The following is a 14,063-nucleotide window of genomic DNA, read 5'->3' on the forward strand; positions in this document are numbered from 1 at the left end:
AGAGAACCCAATGCCGAGCCCTTCAGGGCGGTAGCCCTCGATGTAGCCGAAGCCGGAGGCCAGAGCGCTTCCGGAGACGTTGTTCTGCGTCATCGTGGAGAGGGCGCGGTCATGGATGCCGAGGCCGGTGGCTCCGATAAGAATCATGGCTTCGGCGTTCTCGAGGAGTTCCTCGGTCTCGGCGACGACCGTGCCGGTGGCAATACCCTCCGCGAAGACGACGTTGTTCTCGACAGTGGCGTGGTTGGTCACGATTCCTTGAGCATTTGCAATTGCTATAGTCTGGCTCATCACTTCCAGAGCGCCCATCTCAGTCGCGACGGCGGTGGCATTATCCACCCGGGCGAGGACGTCGACGCTGTTGTCGGCGATCGATGCCCGGGGTGCGCGGATGCCGATGCCGGCAGCCCTGCCGTTCACGAGCGTTCCGACATCACCGGCGATTCCTTCTGCTTCTGCAGTCGGTGCCAGGAGAGAGAGAGCCTTCACGGTGTTGCCGGAGATATCGTTATCGCCATTTTTCTCCGCATCGAGCGCTATGATCCCGACCGCACGGGTGACCATGCGCGAGAGAGCAAAGTTAGCCTCGCCCGGGATCTCCCCGACAGCGACGGTTTCGGATTCGCCGACCGCATAGACGTCGACGGTGTTATCGGAGATATCGTTCTCATCGGCGAGGCCGACGATACCCCGTGCGGTGATCCGGAACTGCGAGCTGCTCATTGCACTTTCGGCGTGCACCTCTCCCTCACCGGAGATTGCCCCAATGAAACCGGCTGATTCCACCGTGACGGTATTCCCGCAGATATCTGCGGAGTAACCGCCGGGGCCGATGATACCGAAGCCCTGTGCAACGCCGGCCGCGGATGCCATCGCATCCTCGCTGATGACCTCGTACATCGCGATACCCGCGATCATGGAGGCAATCTCCACATCGACGGTGTTGTCGTAGATCTCGGCATCACCATCGGTGTCGGCATAGATACCGGCCGCTGCCGCGGTCGTGCGCGTGCGGGCGAATGCGGTCTCGTTCAGGCCGACCCAGACTGCCTCCGCGTACGTGCCCTCCTCGTCGAGGGATGCCGCAAACGCGTTCATCTCCGTTTCGTCCTCGGCCGTCTCGTCGTCGAGGAGGCCAATCAGGCCGCCACCCTCAGCACCTGACGCAATGGCGACTGCGATCGTTTCCTGAGCGCTCTCGACCGCGACGCAGTTCCCGGAGATCTCCGTATCCTCTGCGTCACAGAGCACTATGCCGAAGACTTCACTGAAGAGGCCGGTGTAGGCGACGCTGGCGTTCTCGCCGATCCCGATCGCCACCGCTCCTGTGCCTAAACCGGCATCGATGACGTTTTCGGAGGCGATGGCATCGTCTGAATCCTCGATCAGCATGCCCACCGACCAGATGCCGCCATAGACCTCGCTCACGTTCTCGGTGCCGTCCACCGACATGAGGAGCATTTCGACGGCGATATCGTTCTCGAGGATCCATACTTCGTCGCTCTCATCGATGTGGAGACCGGTCGCTCCGGCCCATCCCTCGACGATTTCGCCGGCGATGTCGGCATACACCGCTGCGGCGGTCGCGGAGATTCCGGAGTCTTCCAGCCTGAAGATAAGCCCGCTCTCCGCGGTCAGGACCTCAACGTCGATGGTAACGTCGTTCCCGGCGACCTGCGACTGGTAGCATTCATCGACGAGAATGCCCTCGATACCGGCATCAACCTCGCTGACACCTTCGCCACCGATCCTCGCAGTATAGGTGACGTTGTTGTCGAGTATCTGCGCCTTTTCGGAGTCGTACGCAAGGATGCCGTAGGTTTCTTCGGTACAGTTGGCGGCGATGGCGATCTTCACCGTGTTCTCAAGAACCCGGCCTTTCAGGGCGTCGTAGAGTTCGATACCCCATGGTTCCGCATCCTCTGCGGTCACAATCGATGTGATGGTGTTGCCTTCGACGAGGGCAAGCGCACCCCCCACCCATATTCCGTCGCCGTAGGCGTAGTCGGTGGCGTTGGCCTCGACGTCAATGATGTTGTCCAGGATCCCGACGGATTCGCCACTGGCCTTGATGCCGAGGGGGTATGCGTCGTAGAAGACGTCCTCGCCGGGCTCGCCGAGACACCTCGCAGCGACCCCGATCACGTTCCCATCAACCAGCACATCGGTTCCGTTCACGACGATACCGGTGGGATCGAGATACTCGTAGTCTGTCTCCTCATCAAGAGCACTGACTTCGTCCTGCCGGGCGCCTGCGCCCCACGGGACGGTCTGGAGAGCGTTCAAAGCCCCGGCATCCATGGCCGGGACGTATTCGGCATCGACAATGACCGTGTTATCCGAGACTTCGGCGTAATCCACGTTCCAGACGACAATGCCCGCCTCTGCGGGAAGATCGCTCTCCACGGTGACGGTGTTCTCCGCTACGACGTGATCGGCGCCTCCGTTGAGGTAGATGCCGGCCGGGGGCGCGGCTGTGGTTATGCCGGAGACGACGGTGACGGTGGTATCCCGGATCTCCACACCGTCGACCAGATTGCTGGCAATCCCGTAGGTCGTGGCATTGGTCACGGTGAAACCTTCGATGGAGACGTCGTCCGCACAGATGAGAATCCCGACGCCCCAGTACATAGCGTCGATGACGGCGTCGTCGTCGGTCACGAGTGAGACGGCCTGGCTGACGTTCAGGTGGCCGTTGTACGTCCCACCGTCGACGATGACCGTGCCGCCTTCGGCGATGGCTTCGAGCGCCGGTTGAATACTCGAGAAGTTCAGGACGCCGTAGTCGGGCGTCGTTTCGTCATACGTTGCATTCACCCGGACGGTGTCCGGGAGCGCCCCTTCCGCCGCTGCCGCAGGCGCTGTCAGCAGTCCGAGGAGGATCAGGGTGAAAAGCGACCATACAAGGAGATGTATGGGTGAAAATTCCTTTTTCAGTGTGCAGTTCATAAAAATCACCGGTTCTGGTGAGCTCTATGCGAAACATGATGCGTCACCGTATTTAAAAAAACCGAAATGAATTTCCGGCTCCTGGCCGGCAAAAAGAAAAAATCTGCTGAATTTATCCTAAAAAGTGAAGATCATTGATGCCCCTCCCGTGCCGGGATCTGCAGCCTCGCTCACTTTCTGCTCCAGTACTGCCGTGCCTTCTCTTCCATCTCTTCGAGCCGGTCATAGTAGTCAGGAAACTCGTTGAGGTGAGCAAGAGCAGTCTTGCCGGTGATCGGCAGATCGTCGTCCGTGACGTTCGTCGCCGGGTCGTGGAGACCGTGCTCGAGCTCGACCTCCATGCCCCGCCGGAGCTGCTCGACATCGAACTTCTCCCAGGTCAGGCCGAGCTCTTCGCCGACCTCCTGTGCCTCTTCTGCGGTGATCTCTCGGTGTGCCATGGGTCGTTCTCCTCCGATCGCCCCATGGCTCCGGAGCATATGATATTACCGGAAGCGATCGGCGGGGTGTTTGGGAAACCTGATGTGGTCGCTTTGCATATCCCTAATCGAGGTTGATGCAAATGGCTGAATCGGTCTCTCTCAGAGACGCCATGGCGGCGGCGGAGGTCTCGCGGAAGGAGGGGAGGAAGAACCCGGCGATGGCTGCAGGCCTCTCCCTCCTCTTCAACGGTCTTGGGCAGGCGTACAACGGCCAGTTCGGAAAAGGCGTGCTGGTGCTGCTCGGCAGTCTCCTCGGCCTCTTTGTTCTGATCGTCCCCGGCGTTGTGGTCTGGCTCTGGGGCGGCTACGATGCCTACCGGACGGCGAAGGGAATGAACGAGGGCACCGTTCCCTATCGGGCGACGAGCATGCTGACGATCATCGTGTTTGTGATTGTCTGGGCGGTGGTCATCTTCGGGTTCTCGGCGGCGGCAGCGATGATGCTGGTGGCGATGGGGCTGCAGGGGATGGTGTGACCCGCGATGGGTTCGTCCGCAACCCTTGAGCTCATCCCAATATTTTCCAGATCATCATTACACATGCCAGATGGATCAAGCCAAGGAATGAGTGTTCATAGCGTTCATATCTTGGAGTAACTTTCTTGAATGCCTCTATCCAGCTAAAGAACCGCTCAATGGCGCTGCGCTTCTTATAGAGTTCCGGATCGAACCTTCGCGGCCTTCCTCGTTTCGAGTGTTTCCGGGATCTGCGATTGACCGGGATGTTGCTCTTGATCCTTCTATTCCGGTTGTACTGACGGATCTCGCGGGAATCATAGGCTGGATCTGCAGAGATGATCGCCGGGTGATCCCGAACATCCGGAATTGTAAATGCATTAAGGGTTGGTTCGTAGAGCTGGGAATCATGGACATTTGCCGGGTAAACAGTGCAGGCGAGCGGGAGGCCATTCCGATCGACCAGAGCAATCAGTTTGTTTCCTTTTACTTTCTTATAGCCATCATAGCCGATGGATCCCCTTTTTTAGCCGATATGTCCTTGGTATCGGTAGAACAATGCGTGAGATCGATTTTCCGGATCTCATACCCGGACTGAAGAAGGTCGAGAAAGATCGCTTGGTATACTCCCTTCTCACAGAGTTCGAGGTGATACCGATGTACCGTCGATTTCGTGCCATATTTCTCCGGAACGTCGTGCCAGGTGCATCCGGTGGTCAGGACGTACAGGATGCCGTTGAACAACCCGCGGGGGTCACACCGAGGACGGCCGATGTGCGGCTTTGTTGGAGGAAGGTATTTCCGGATGATTTCCCAGAGATCATCGTCGATTTCACGGAAGACCATGATCCTGATTTTTATCTTAGACGCCTTATAATTTTAGGACGACCTCCTTATCCGTCTCCCCTCCTACCCGGCGCCCATGCAGAGGGAAACGATCGAGTCCGCCGGCTTTGCGTCGGTCGGCTACGACCGGGAGACCGAAATTCTCCGGATTGAGTTTGCGGGCGGGGGTGTCTACGAGTACGTCGGGGTGCCGCCCGAGGTCTATGAGGGGCTGCTCTCAGCGGAATCGCCGGGCTGGTTCTTCCGCGAGTTCATCCGCGAGCGGTACCCCTCCGAAAAGATCCGCTGATCGGGGAACCGTAACACATATACTCTCCCGGAACCCTGCCGGCAGGCATGCAGACCACAGCCGTCACATCGGGAAAGATCGTCTCGGCCGCGTACGACCGGGACAGCTGTTCGCTTGACATCCACTTCGGAAACGGGGAGATCTTCCGCTACTATGGTGTTCCGCCGGTTGTTTACAAAGACCTGATGGAGGCAGCGTCGCCGATGGGGTACTTCGGGGATGCCATCGAGGGGCGGTACTCCTTCACCCGGATCACGCGGTGACGGCGGAGAACGGCGCAACTCGTATCGCCCCCGGGAGTATTATCCGCGCCATGGATCGCAGACCGCTACAGTCCGGGCTTCTCCGGTCGGCAGGCTACGACCGGGGCAGCAGAGCGCTTGAGATCGAGTTTGCGGACGGGAGGGTCGTCCAGTACTACAACGTCGACTCCGCGGTCTACCGGAACCGGATCGAGGCAGCGACGCCGGAGGCGTTCTTCCACGAGGTGATCGAAGGGAGCTTCCCTTCGGCACCGGTGAAGGAGGCGTACCGGTAGTCGCGGCGGGCACCGAAACCGGCAAGACCTCTCCCGGCGAAAGGTCTCCATACGTCTATCGGAGTCTGCGCCATGCCGCCCGAAGATCGATGCCCCTGTATCCGTTTCGCCTGCCCCGACATTCCGGCGCTCCGGGCGGAGGGTTGCCTGCCCGTGGATATGCACATCCATACGGAGCACTCCGACGGCAGGCCACGGGTGGCCGCCCTGCTCCGGGCCTGCAGTCGCCTCGGCATCGGCGTTGCGATCACCGACCACAACCAGGTGGGCGGCGTCGAGGAGGCGGTGCGGCTTTCCCGGGACTACCTGGGCGTCGTCGTCATTCCGGGAATGGAGGTCAGTGCCGCCGATGGGCCGCATATCCTTCTCTACTTCTCCGATACTGCAGAACTCCGGGAGTTTTACGACCGTCACGTCCGGGAGTACAAGCAGGAAAGCCCCTTTCTTGCGATCCGCCGGACCACGGAAGAGATCCTGGATGCCGCCGAGGGTACGGGCGCCGTCGTCGTCGCCGCCCACCCGTTCGGCTACGCCTTCTTCAACAAGGGTGTCTGCAAATGCATCGACCGGGGCTACCTCGACCCGTCCGTCCTCGACCGGTTCGACGGGATTGAGGCGATATGCGGAAATATGGCGCATCCCCTGAATGAGAAGGCTGTCTCTCTCGCGCTGCAGCGGCGGCTGCCCGCTACCGGGGGAACGGATGGGCACATCCTCCCCGACATTGGGGGTGTGGTTACGGCAGCGGAGGCCGAGGATGCGGACGGGTTTCTGGATGCAATCGTGCGAAAGCGTGCCTGCATCGTCGGGCGGGAGAAGAACTTCCTGCACAAAGGGGTGATGGGCGCCGCAATCCTCCCGAAGTACCTGCCGCACACGGTCCCGTCGCTCCGCATCCACTACGAGCAGAACATCCCCCGGCTTCGCCGGTTCGTCGACCGTTCCCGCCGGCAGCGGTCAGAGGATCGGTGAGAGGAGGCGGGAGACTGACTCTTTGACCTTCACCCACATCGGCCGTGCGGCGTAGTGGTCGGGCGTGATCTCGGTTGCGTGGGCGACATCCTCCTCGAAGAGCCGTAGCAGCTCGGTGGCGGTTTCCCGGCCGTAGATGAATGCGTTCGTCTCGAAGTTCAGCCGGAAACTCCGGACATCCCAGTTCGTGCTCCCGACCGAGACTGCCCGGCCGTCGACGACGATCGCCTTGCTGTGCAGAAATCCGGTGTTGTAGGTGAAGAACCGGACGCCGGCATCGATCAGGTTTCCGATGTACGAGTAGGTCGCCCAGTAAACGAAGGGGTGGTCGGGTTTGTCGGGTATCATCACCTGCACGTCGACGCCGGAGAGCGCGGCGATCCGGAGGGCATCGATGATGCTCACGTCGGGAATAAAGTAGGGCGTCTGGATGGCAATCGTCTCGCGGGCGCTGCCGATCAGATTCAGGAAGGCCTCTTTGATCTCGGTTCCCCGGGTGTCGGGGCCGCTTGAGACGATCTGGACGGCAGCATTCCCGGGTGCCGCCACCTCCGGGAAGTACTCCGTGGCGAGATTGAGGTCTTCGCCTGTTGCGTACTTCCAGTCCAGGGAGAACCGGAGCTGGAGCAGTCGTGCGGCAGGGCCGGCGATCTTCAGGTGCGTATCGCGCCAGTACCCGAAGTACGGGTCTCTGCCGAGGTACTCCTCCCCGACGTTCAGGCCGCCGATGTACCCGAATGCGCCGTCGATAACCGTGATCTTGCGGTGGTTGCGGTAGTTGATCCGGAGCGGGAGAAGGAGGAAGAAGGACGAGTAGAAGGGGGCGGCCTTCCCGCCGGCAGCGATGAGCGGGTCGAAGAAGTCACGGGGGAGGCAGATGGAGCCGACAGTATCGTAGAGGAGGCGGACTTCTACCCCTTCGCGTGCTTTCGCTGCCAGAGCCTCAACGAACCGTCTGCCGAGGTCGTCGTTCCGGATGATGTAGACCTCGATGTGAATGTGGTGGCGGGCGCCCGCTATCGCCGCAAAGAACGACTCGAACATCTCCTTGCCGCCGGCGAAGGCCTCTATCCGGTTCCCCTCGCTCAGGAACGCGTTGCTGCTCCTGATCAGCATGGCGATGAGACCCTGGAAGGCGGCGAGTTCCTCATCGAGCAGAGGCCCGGTATGGTCGATCTTTGGCGTGTGCCAGTCGCGGAGGCGCTGTTTGAGGGTGCGGTCGCTCTTTGCCTTTGCCGAAAACTCCCGCCGTCGGAAGTAACCCCGGCCGAAGATGATGTAGAGCACGAATCCGGCAGTAGGCAGGAGAAAGAGGATCAGCAGCCATGCCAGTGCGGCGGTCGGGTCTTCCCGCTCTGAAAAGACGATGACGACGGCGAAGACGGTATTGATGAGCAGGATAAAGAGGACCGGATCGACCATCGGATGCGCCGTATGCCGCACCACAGCATAAATCCTTGCAGCACCGTAAGGGGGTGGCCGCCGGGCGCATTACCGCAGAGTTTGCCCGCGCCTCTCACCTCTCCCGCTCCCTGCAGTACCTCTCGAAGTGTTCCGTGCATCCCCTGCCAGGCGGCGAATTTCTGAGATACTCCACAAAGAGCCTGAGACGTTCTGCGGTTTCGCTGCTCACATGGTGCTCGATCTGGCAGGCGTCTGCCTCTGCAATATCGTGATCCACGCCGAGCATCTCCAGGAACGATGCCACGATTCTGTGCTTTTTCTGCAGGTCGCAGGCCATCCGTCGCCCGGTAGGAGTCAGGATAGCGCCCGAGTAGGATTTGTACTCGATAAGACCGCCCTTCTCCAGTTTCCGGAGCATCTCGGTGACTGAAGGCGGTCTGACAGCGATCTCCTGGGCGATCATCCCGGTCTGCGCCCGTCCCTCTCTTCTCTCGAGCGCATCGATCGTCTCGATATACTCTTCAACGGTTTTTTTTCTCACAGTCCGCCTCCGAAAAACCCTGCCAGCACCATGTGCATCAGCCCGCCGACGAGCAATGCCGTTCCGGTCATGACGGCAGCCGAAAGGAGCATGTCTCTCAGGCCGAGCTCGCGGAGGAGCACCGCGAACGTGGCAATGCAGGGGAAGTACATTGTCAGCATCGTCACCGCGATCACAAGCTGGACCGGCGTCATGCCCAGGGGGACGAGCATTCCGACCGCCAGGTCTTTGCGCAGGATGCCGACCAGGAGCGCGGTCGTCGCCTCTGCCGGCAGCCCGAGCCATCCTTCCATCAGCGGGGCAAGCAGGGTGCCCAGCGCATCCAGAATGCCTGCGGTGTAGAGCAGGTTGACGATCAGGATGCCGAGAAAGAGGTACGGGACGGCTTCCATGATAAACCCGCGCACCCGCATCCAGGTCTTCTTCAGGGTAAACCGGGCGCCCGGCATCCGGTACGGCGGGATCTCGAGGAAGATCTCCGGGCATTCACCGCCGATGAACCGGTTCAGCACAAGGCCCGCCGTCAGGTAGACGATCGCGAGCGTGAGGAAGACCGCCGCCACGTACTGCATCCCGAAGGATCCGAGCACTCCGACGATCATCGCGATCTGGGCCATGCACGGGATGGAGATCCCAAGCAGGGTCGCGGCGATGAACCGCTGCTTCCGCGTCTCGAGCACCCGCGTCGCGAGGACGCCCGGGACGTTGCACCCGAGCCCGAGGAAGAGCGGGATGATCCCGTAGCCGTGCATCCCGAGCCGGTGGAAGAAGGTGTCGGTCAGCGTCGCGAGCCTCGGGAGGTAGCCGGAGTCCTCCATGATCGAGAGCGTGAGATAAAATGCGACGATGTATGGCAGCACCATCGCAAAGGGGACGTAGAGGCCGGTCGTCAGCAGCCCCATCGATTCGACGTAGTCGATCCCGCCGTCCGTGATCTGCCCGATCAGGATGTCGTGCAGGAGGCCCGGCCCCAGCATATCGGAGAGGTACAGGACGAAAGGGGTGTAGAGTTCGAAGAGCGGTTCGAAGATGTACTGGATAAGGCTCTCGCCGATCAGCCGCACCACCCAGAAAGCGGCGGCAATCACTCCTATGGCAATGATCAGGCCGCTCACCGGCCTGACACTCGCCTCCGCGAGCCGGTCGCGGAAGGTGGGGTGCCGGTGGGTGATCGTCTGCACCGCATCCGTGATCCGGCCGACGGTCTTCCAGCGCTCCTCCGCGTCCATGGGTGCGACGGTGCTGGTCGGCCGCGCCTCGTCGAGCCTGCCGATGAGGTCGCTGATCCCCTGCCCGGAGAGCCCGACCGTTGGTACGACCGGCACACCCAGCAGGCGCTCGAGGCTCCCGACGTCAATGTCGATCCCCTGGTGAACCGCCTCGTCCCAGAGATTGAGTGCGACGATGGTCGGTTTCCCGGTCTCAAGCACCTCGAGCGTCAGGAAGAGGTTCCGTTCCAGGTTGGTCGCGTCGACGACGTTGATCACCAGGTCGGCCGTCCCGACCATCTCGGCTGCTATCTCCTCGGCGGCGTTGGAGGGCTGAAGAGAGTAGGTTCCGGGAGCGTCGACGAGCTCGGTGGCCGCCCCGCCGATGTGCATGGTGCCCCGGGAATAATCCACGGTGGTGCCCGGATAGTTCGAGGTGATGACGTGTGCCCCGGTCAGCCGTGAAAACATCCCGCTCTTGCCGACGTTCGGGTTACCCATCAGGACGATGCGCTTCATGCCTGCACGTCCACCAGAACCCTGCGAGCCATTCCTCGCCCGAGTGTCACTGCACGGCCGTCTACGCTCACGACGACCGGGCCGCCGAAGGGGTGGCGGGCAACTACTGTCAGTATCTTTCCTTCGCGGATGCCGATGGTTCGGAGTTTCCAGGCGAAGCCCTGGGATCCGGTAAATCCGGCGACTGCCGCTCGTGTGCCTGCCTGCAGGGTGATCAGTTCGGTTGTCATATGCATCCTTTTAGGTTTGCCTAAATGATCGGTCGGCGGCGGAGGGATTAATGATTTCGGTATACCTAAAAATCCGTGACGCCGGCATGCCGGTTTTTTACCCTCCCGAAGGCCGTCATTGATGGAGCGCAGAAGATGCACGGATCGCCGCCGGGACCGGACCGGCCGATCGACCGCCCGCGTACCGGAATGGGGGAGATGGGGTAACCTTTAGGTATTGGGCGAACCAGGCTTATCGACAGGAACGCCGGTGAACGGGGAGGAAGAAATGCCGAATTTCATAGCGGTCGATCTCGGGGGGACGAACATCCGTGCCGGCATCGTCACGGATGCGGGGACTGTTCTGGAACACACAGCCGCCCCGACACCCGTCACCGGGCGGTCGGGGGCGGTTATCACCGATGCGATCGCCCGGCTCATCGATGATCTGCAGGGGAGTCCCGCAGCTGCGGCAGTAGCGGCCATCGGTATCAGTTCGGCAGGTCCTCTCGACCCTGAGCGGGGAGCGGTGATCCGTTCGCCGAACATTGCCTTTCCTGAAGTGGATCTCGTAGAACCGCTCACCGAGCAGTTCGGGCTGCCGGTCTTCCTCGTCAACGACGCCCGGGCGGGTCTGCTCGGCGAGCGATGGGTCGGTGCCGCCCGGGGGTATGCGAACATCGTCTACATCACCATGTCCACCGGTATCGGCGGGGGTGCGATCGTCGGCGGCCGCCTGCTCTTGGGAAGAAACGGCAACGCCGGCGAGGTCGGGCACCTCTTCGTCGACAACCGCTACGATCAGCTCTGCGGGTGCGGGTACCACGGCCACTGGGAGGCGTACGGCTCCGGTCGGTTCATGCCCCGGTTCTTCACTGTCTGGCAGGAGAGCGAGGGGATCGGTGATGCCGGGTTTGCGGCAGACACCCCCGCGGCGATCTTCGCCGCCGCCCGGGCAGGAGAACCTGTCGCCCTCGCGTTCATGGAGGCGCTCGGCCGGGTGAATGCCCGGGGAATCTCGAACGTCATCGCCGCCTATAATCCCGAGATAATCGTCTTAGACGGGCCTATCGCCCGCCACAACGGCGATCTCGTGATGGAGCACCTGCTACCGTTCGTCGACCGATACCTGGCACTGCCCCGCCTGGTCATCAGCAGCCTCGCCGGCCGGGCGCCGCTCCTCGGTGCTGCAGCGTACGCACGGGAGCGCCTCTGATGCGGGAGTCTGCGGCGGCAGCCGTCGAGAAGCGCCGCTCCCGGTTCTATGCCCATCTCTACGAGATCGAGGGTACGGACGATCTCAAAATCATTCTTGAGCAGCACCGGCGGTGCTACCGGAAGGCAACCCACCACTGCGCTGCTCTCCGTATCGCCGGCATGGAGGAGTTCCGGAGCGATCGCGAGGTCGGCCAGCCCGGCCGTGTGCTCCTGGACGTGCTCCGGCGGCATGCCCTCGACCGGCATGCGCTGGTCGTCTCGCGGATCTTCGGGGGCGTCAAACTCGGCCCGGGCGGTGTTGCCCGGGCGTTCCGGGACGCGGGTGAGCTGGCGGCGGCGGCAGAGCGGGAACGTTAATATCCCCCGTTGTCATCATATCTGATGGTGCAGCCGGCGATGCAGGAGATCGGCAGGCTCGATCTCTCGACGAAGAGAAACCTGATTCTTCTCCAGGTGGCGGGGTTCATCGTCCTTCTGGCCGCGGGATTCCTTGCTCTGCAGGCGGCGATCCTGCTCCGGCCCGATATTCCCGCCGAGGCTTCGTTTACCCTCTCCGGCTCCGAAGGACTGGCCGCCATCGCCGCCGCGCTTGCCGTCCTTATCGGGGCGACGACGGTTCTGGTGGCGGTGCACGAAGGGGTGCATGCCCTGTTCTTCTGGCTTGTTACGGGGAAACGTCCTTATTTCGGGGTTACCGGGTTTTACGCATACGTCGGCGCACCGCCCGGCGTCGCAATCACGCGGAACCGGTACCTGGGAATTGCGCTTGCACCGCTGCTCGTCGTCACCCTCGCCGGGCTTCTCCTGCTCCCTGCGGTTCCCCTCATCGCCCTGCCGCCGCTCCTGCTTCTCCTGATCCTGAACGCGGCCGGATCGGTCGGAGATCTTATTGCGTCCTGCTGGCTGCTCCGGTATCCCCCGTCCGTCCTCGTCGGCGACCAGGGGGTTGCCGTTGTCGTCATCCGGCCCGCCTGACGGACGTTCCCCTTCCTGGATCGGGATCGGCTCAGCGTTTCGGCTCCTCCCGCTCCATCACCTCACGGATCTTGCGCTCTTCCCACTCCTTGCCGAAGATCCGGTTCCCGACAAAGACGTCGAGCGCATGAAATACGAGACCGACACCCCAGAAGAGTGTTACCCAGTAGAACCAGAGGGCTCCCGGACTCGTGAGGAGGTTGATCGCCACGAGCAGGAGATTGATGGTAATATAGATCCCGAGGTGGGTGTAAAAGCCCCGAACATCTTCGACGTGCTTCCTCGCCCGGCGATACCGTTCCTCCTCATCCGCTGCCATCAACGTATCGTTGTCGCAGGTCGATATAAAGAGATGGGATCCGTTTCCGCTGGAATTACACTTTCGCACCCCGCAGAGCCCGGGTTTATGGGATCACGTGCCGATCCCCCTATCAGGATGGGTGATATGGTGCAGAAAGCAGGATTTGTTCAGCGGTATCGCTGCTATGTATACGACCGGCGGGGGTACCCCTGCCAGATTGTGGAGCTCACCCTCCACGGCGTCCGCTACGGAATCCGGGACGGCGAGGTCCGCCGGGCACTCGCAGGCAGGGGAGCCGCTCGTGTCGAGGCTCTCCGGCAGGACTGGCGGCAGTATCTGGACGGGACCGTGGGGCATGCACGCCGCTCGGGGAATGCCCGGGGGCTGGTCATAGAACTCGCGACCGGGACATGTTTCTCCGTCTCCGCCGAAAGCCTGCGGGAGGTGCTCGACAGGAGACGCGCCTACGCATCCGTCATCGAGATAGCACCCCGCCCTCCCCACGCCGATTCGACCCGGCAGCGGACCCTCGCCGGCATCGCCTGACCCGCAGAGATCTGCGCCGCCGTCCGGTGCCCCTCACGCCATGGGTGGGACCGGCATCGCCCGGCGTTGTGCGTCCATGATCATCCGGAAATCATCCTCGGGGATCGCACGCATGGCCTGGCCGCGGATATAGTCGGACCACTGCTGCTTATCCGCAACGAAACTGAGTTTCGGGATAAGCGGCTCTAACGAGATGGGAGGATCGAATACTGCGATCGGTCTCAATGCAACCCGATAAGGCAGTACTCCGTCGCCAAAATTCACCGGTCCGGGGAAGATACGTGCCGTGTCTCTGTAGACATCCGAGACAATCTCAAAGCAGGCGGCAACCGTCGGTGGCGATGCCGCTCTTCCGGCTCCCTGCTGGTCGACGTAGATGAGCAGGGTATCCCCGATCTCAGTCCGTACTATCCAGTTGAAAAAACGCATAGGAACGCCCCAGACGTTCTTTTGAAGAATAATCCTGGCGTTCTGGCCACTCGAGAATCCAAGCCAGCGGGTCATTGAGTCTGCACTGGCGGTGCAAGACTATAATGGTTTCGCGGGTACCGCCCGGCAGGGGATCACCCGCGGGACAGCGGCGCCCGGCCGTATGGATTGTCGTGTCCGGT

General features: G+C 61.6%; 19 protein-coding genes. 9 read left to right on the plus strand and 10 right to left on the minus strand.

Annotated elements, in window-relative coordinates:
• Together FGU65_RS08305 and FGU65_RS08310 are read right to left on the minus strand one after the other, a co-directional pair.
• A partial coding sequence (locus FGU65_RS08305; RefSeq protein ID WP_301663981.1) for a right-handed parallel beta-helix repeat-containing protein occupies positions 1 to 2,949 on the minus strand: 2,949 nt, incomplete at its 3' end.
• A 170-nt stretch (positions 2,950 to 3,119) separates the two neighbouring features.
• The gene (locus tag FGU65_RS08310; RefSeq protein WP_301663982.1) at positions 3,120 to 3,389 is read right to left on the minus strand and encodes a DUF5661 family protein; all 270 of its coding nucleotides are present in this window, start codon (positions 3,387 to 3,389) and stop codon (positions 3,120 to 3,122) included.
• Between the two features lie 122 nt (positions 3,390 to 3,511).
• Here FGU65_RS08310 and FGU65_RS08315 point away from each other — a divergent pair, with 122 nt between their 5' ends.
• Positions 3,512 to 3,907 carry a DUF5683 domain-containing protein gene (locus FGU65_RS08315; protein WP_301663983.1) on the plus strand — a complete coding sequence of 132 codons (396 nt, stop codon included), beginning with the start codon at positions 3,512 to 3,514 and terminating at the stop codon, positions 3,905 to 3,907.
• Between the two features lie 31 nt (positions 3,908 to 3,938).
• Here FGU65_RS08315 and FGU65_RS15900 read toward each other — a convergent pair whose 3' ends face one another.
• Both FGU65_RS15900 and FGU65_RS08320 read right to left on the minus strand, forming a co-directional pair.
• Complete coding sequence (locus FGU65_RS15900) at positions 3,939 to 4,400, minus strand: IS5 family transposase (protein WP_367652375.1); 462 nt, start codon at positions 4,398 to 4,400, stop codon at positions 3,939 to 3,941.
• Positions 4,373 to 4,732: a transposase gene (locus tag FGU65_RS08320; protein ID WP_301663984.1), complete on the minus strand. Its 360-nt coding sequence runs from the start codon at positions 4,730 to 4,732 to the stop codon at positions 4,373 to 4,375. The genes FGU65_RS15900 and FGU65_RS08320 overlap by 28 nt, the downstream gene beginning before the upstream one ends.
• A gap of 76 nt (positions 4,733 to 4,808) precedes the next feature.
• On the opposite strand from FGU65_RS08320, the gene FGU65_RS08325 reads away from it, so the two are divergent.
• The 4 genes from FGU65_RS08325 to FGU65_RS08340 all read left to right on the plus strand — a co-directional run bounded on the left by FGU65_RS08325 (position 4,809) and on the right by FGU65_RS08340 (position 6,531).
• Positions 4,809 to 5,021 carry a KTSC domain-containing protein gene (locus FGU65_RS08325; protein WP_301663985.1) on the plus strand — a complete coding sequence of 71 codons (213 nt, stop codon included), beginning with the start codon at positions 4,809 to 4,811 and terminating at the stop codon, positions 5,019 to 5,021.
• Positions 5,022 to 5,068: 47 nt separating this feature from the next.
• Complete coding sequence (locus FGU65_RS08330; RefSeq protein ID WP_301663986.1) at positions 5,069 to 5,284, plus strand: KTSC domain-containing protein; 216 nt, start codon at positions 5,069 to 5,071, stop codon at positions 5,282 to 5,284.
• Between the two features lie 50 nt (positions 5,285 to 5,334).
• Positions 5,335 to 5,559: a KTSC domain-containing protein gene (locus FGU65_RS08335; RefSeq protein ID WP_301663987.1), complete on the plus strand. Its 225-nt coding sequence runs from the start codon at positions 5,335 to 5,337 to the stop codon at positions 5,557 to 5,559.
• A gap of 72 nt (positions 5,560 to 5,631) precedes the next feature.
• Positions 5,632 to 6,531, plus strand: coding sequence for a PHP-associated domain-containing protein (locus FGU65_RS08340; RefSeq protein ID WP_301663988.1), 900 nt, complete (start codon positions 5,632 to 5,634; stop codon positions 6,529 to 6,531).
• On the opposite strand, the gene cls is transcribed toward FGU65_RS08340, so the two are convergent.
• The 4 genes from cls to FGU65_RS08360 all read right to left on the minus strand — a co-directional run bounded on the left by cls (position 6,517) and on the right by FGU65_RS08360 (position 10,433).
• Positions 6,517 to 7,953, minus strand: coding sequence for a cardiolipin synthase (gene cls, locus FGU65_RS08345; RefSeq protein WP_301663989.1), 1,437 nt, complete (start codon positions 7,951 to 7,953; stop codon positions 6,517 to 6,519). The two genes, FGU65_RS08340 and cls, sit on opposite strands and share 15 nt — an antisense overlap.
• Before the next feature lie 94 nt (positions 7,954 to 8,047).
• Positions 8,048 to 8,476: a metal-dependent transcriptional regulator gene (locus tag FGU65_RS08350; RefSeq protein ID WP_301663990.1), complete on the minus strand. Its 429-nt coding sequence runs from the start codon at positions 8,474 to 8,476 to the stop codon at positions 8,048 to 8,050.
• Positions 8,473 to 10,203, minus strand: coding sequence for a ferrous iron transporter B (locus FGU65_RS08355; protein WP_301663991.1), 1,731 nt, complete (start codon positions 10,201 to 10,203; stop codon positions 8,473 to 8,475). The genes FGU65_RS08350 and FGU65_RS08355 overlap by 4 nt, the downstream gene beginning before the upstream one ends.
• Positions 10,200 to 10,433, minus strand: coding sequence for a FeoA family protein (locus FGU65_RS08360; protein WP_301663992.1), 234 nt, complete (start codon positions 10,431 to 10,433; stop codon positions 10,200 to 10,202). Before FGU65_RS08360 ends, FGU65_RS08355 begins: the two co-directional genes overlap by 4 nt.
• A 268-nt stretch (positions 10,434 to 10,701) precedes the next feature.
• Between FGU65_RS08360 and FGU65_RS08365 the strand changes: the two genes are divergently transcribed.
• The 3 genes from FGU65_RS08365 to FGU65_RS08375 are packed head-to-tail and all read left to right on the plus strand — an operon-like array spanning position 10,702 to position 12,605.
• Positions 10,702 to 11,628: an ROK family protein gene (locus FGU65_RS08365; protein WP_301663993.1), complete on the plus strand. Its 927-nt coding sequence runs from the start codon at positions 10,702 to 10,704 to the stop codon at positions 11,626 to 11,628.
• Positions 11,628 to 11,987 carry a YigZ family protein gene (locus FGU65_RS08370; RefSeq protein WP_301663994.1) on the plus strand — a complete coding sequence of 120 codons (360 nt, stop codon included), beginning with the start codon at positions 11,628 to 11,630 and terminating at the stop codon, positions 11,985 to 11,987. The genes FGU65_RS08365 and FGU65_RS08370 overlap by 1 nt, the downstream gene beginning before the upstream one ends.
• Before the next feature lie 24 nt (positions 11,988 to 12,011).
• On the plus strand, positions 12,012 to 12,605 hold the full coding sequence (locus tag FGU65_RS08375; protein ID WP_301663995.1) for a DUF3267 domain-containing protein: 594 nt from the start codon (positions 12,012 to 12,014) through the stop codon (positions 12,603 to 12,605).
• 31 nt (positions 12,606 to 12,636) lie between these two features.
• Here FGU65_RS08375 and FGU65_RS08380 read toward each other — a convergent pair whose 3' ends face one another.
• On the minus strand, positions 12,637 to 12,924 hold the full coding sequence (locus FGU65_RS08380) for a 2TM domain-containing protein (protein WP_301663996.1): 288 nt from the start codon (positions 12,922 to 12,924) through the stop codon (positions 12,637 to 12,639).
• Positions 12,925 to 13,050: 126 nt separating this feature from the next.
• Here FGU65_RS08380 and FGU65_RS08385 point away from each other — a divergent pair, with 126 nt between their 5' ends.
• The gene (locus FGU65_RS08385; RefSeq protein ID WP_301663997.1) at positions 13,051 to 13,452 is read left to right on the plus strand and encodes a hypothetical protein; all 402 of its coding nucleotides are present in this window, start codon (positions 13,051 to 13,053) and stop codon (positions 13,450 to 13,452) included.
• Positions 13,453 to 13,485: 33 nt separating this feature from the next.
• On the opposite strand, the gene FGU65_RS08390 is transcribed toward FGU65_RS08385, so the two are convergent.
• Positions 13,486 to 13,956 carry an EVE domain-containing protein gene (locus FGU65_RS08390; protein ID WP_301663998.1) on the minus strand — a complete coding sequence of 157 codons (471 nt, stop codon included), beginning with the start codon at positions 13,954 to 13,956 and terminating at the stop codon, positions 13,486 to 13,488.
• Positions 13,957 to 14,063 lie beyond the last annotated feature (107 nt).

It is taken from the genome of Methanoculleus frigidifontis (genome assembly GCF_030464345.1).
In the GTDB taxonomy this organism is placed as follows: domain Archaea; phylum Halobacteriota; class Methanomicrobia; order Methanomicrobiales; family Methanoculleaceae; genus Methanoculleus_A; species Methanoculleus_A frigidifontis.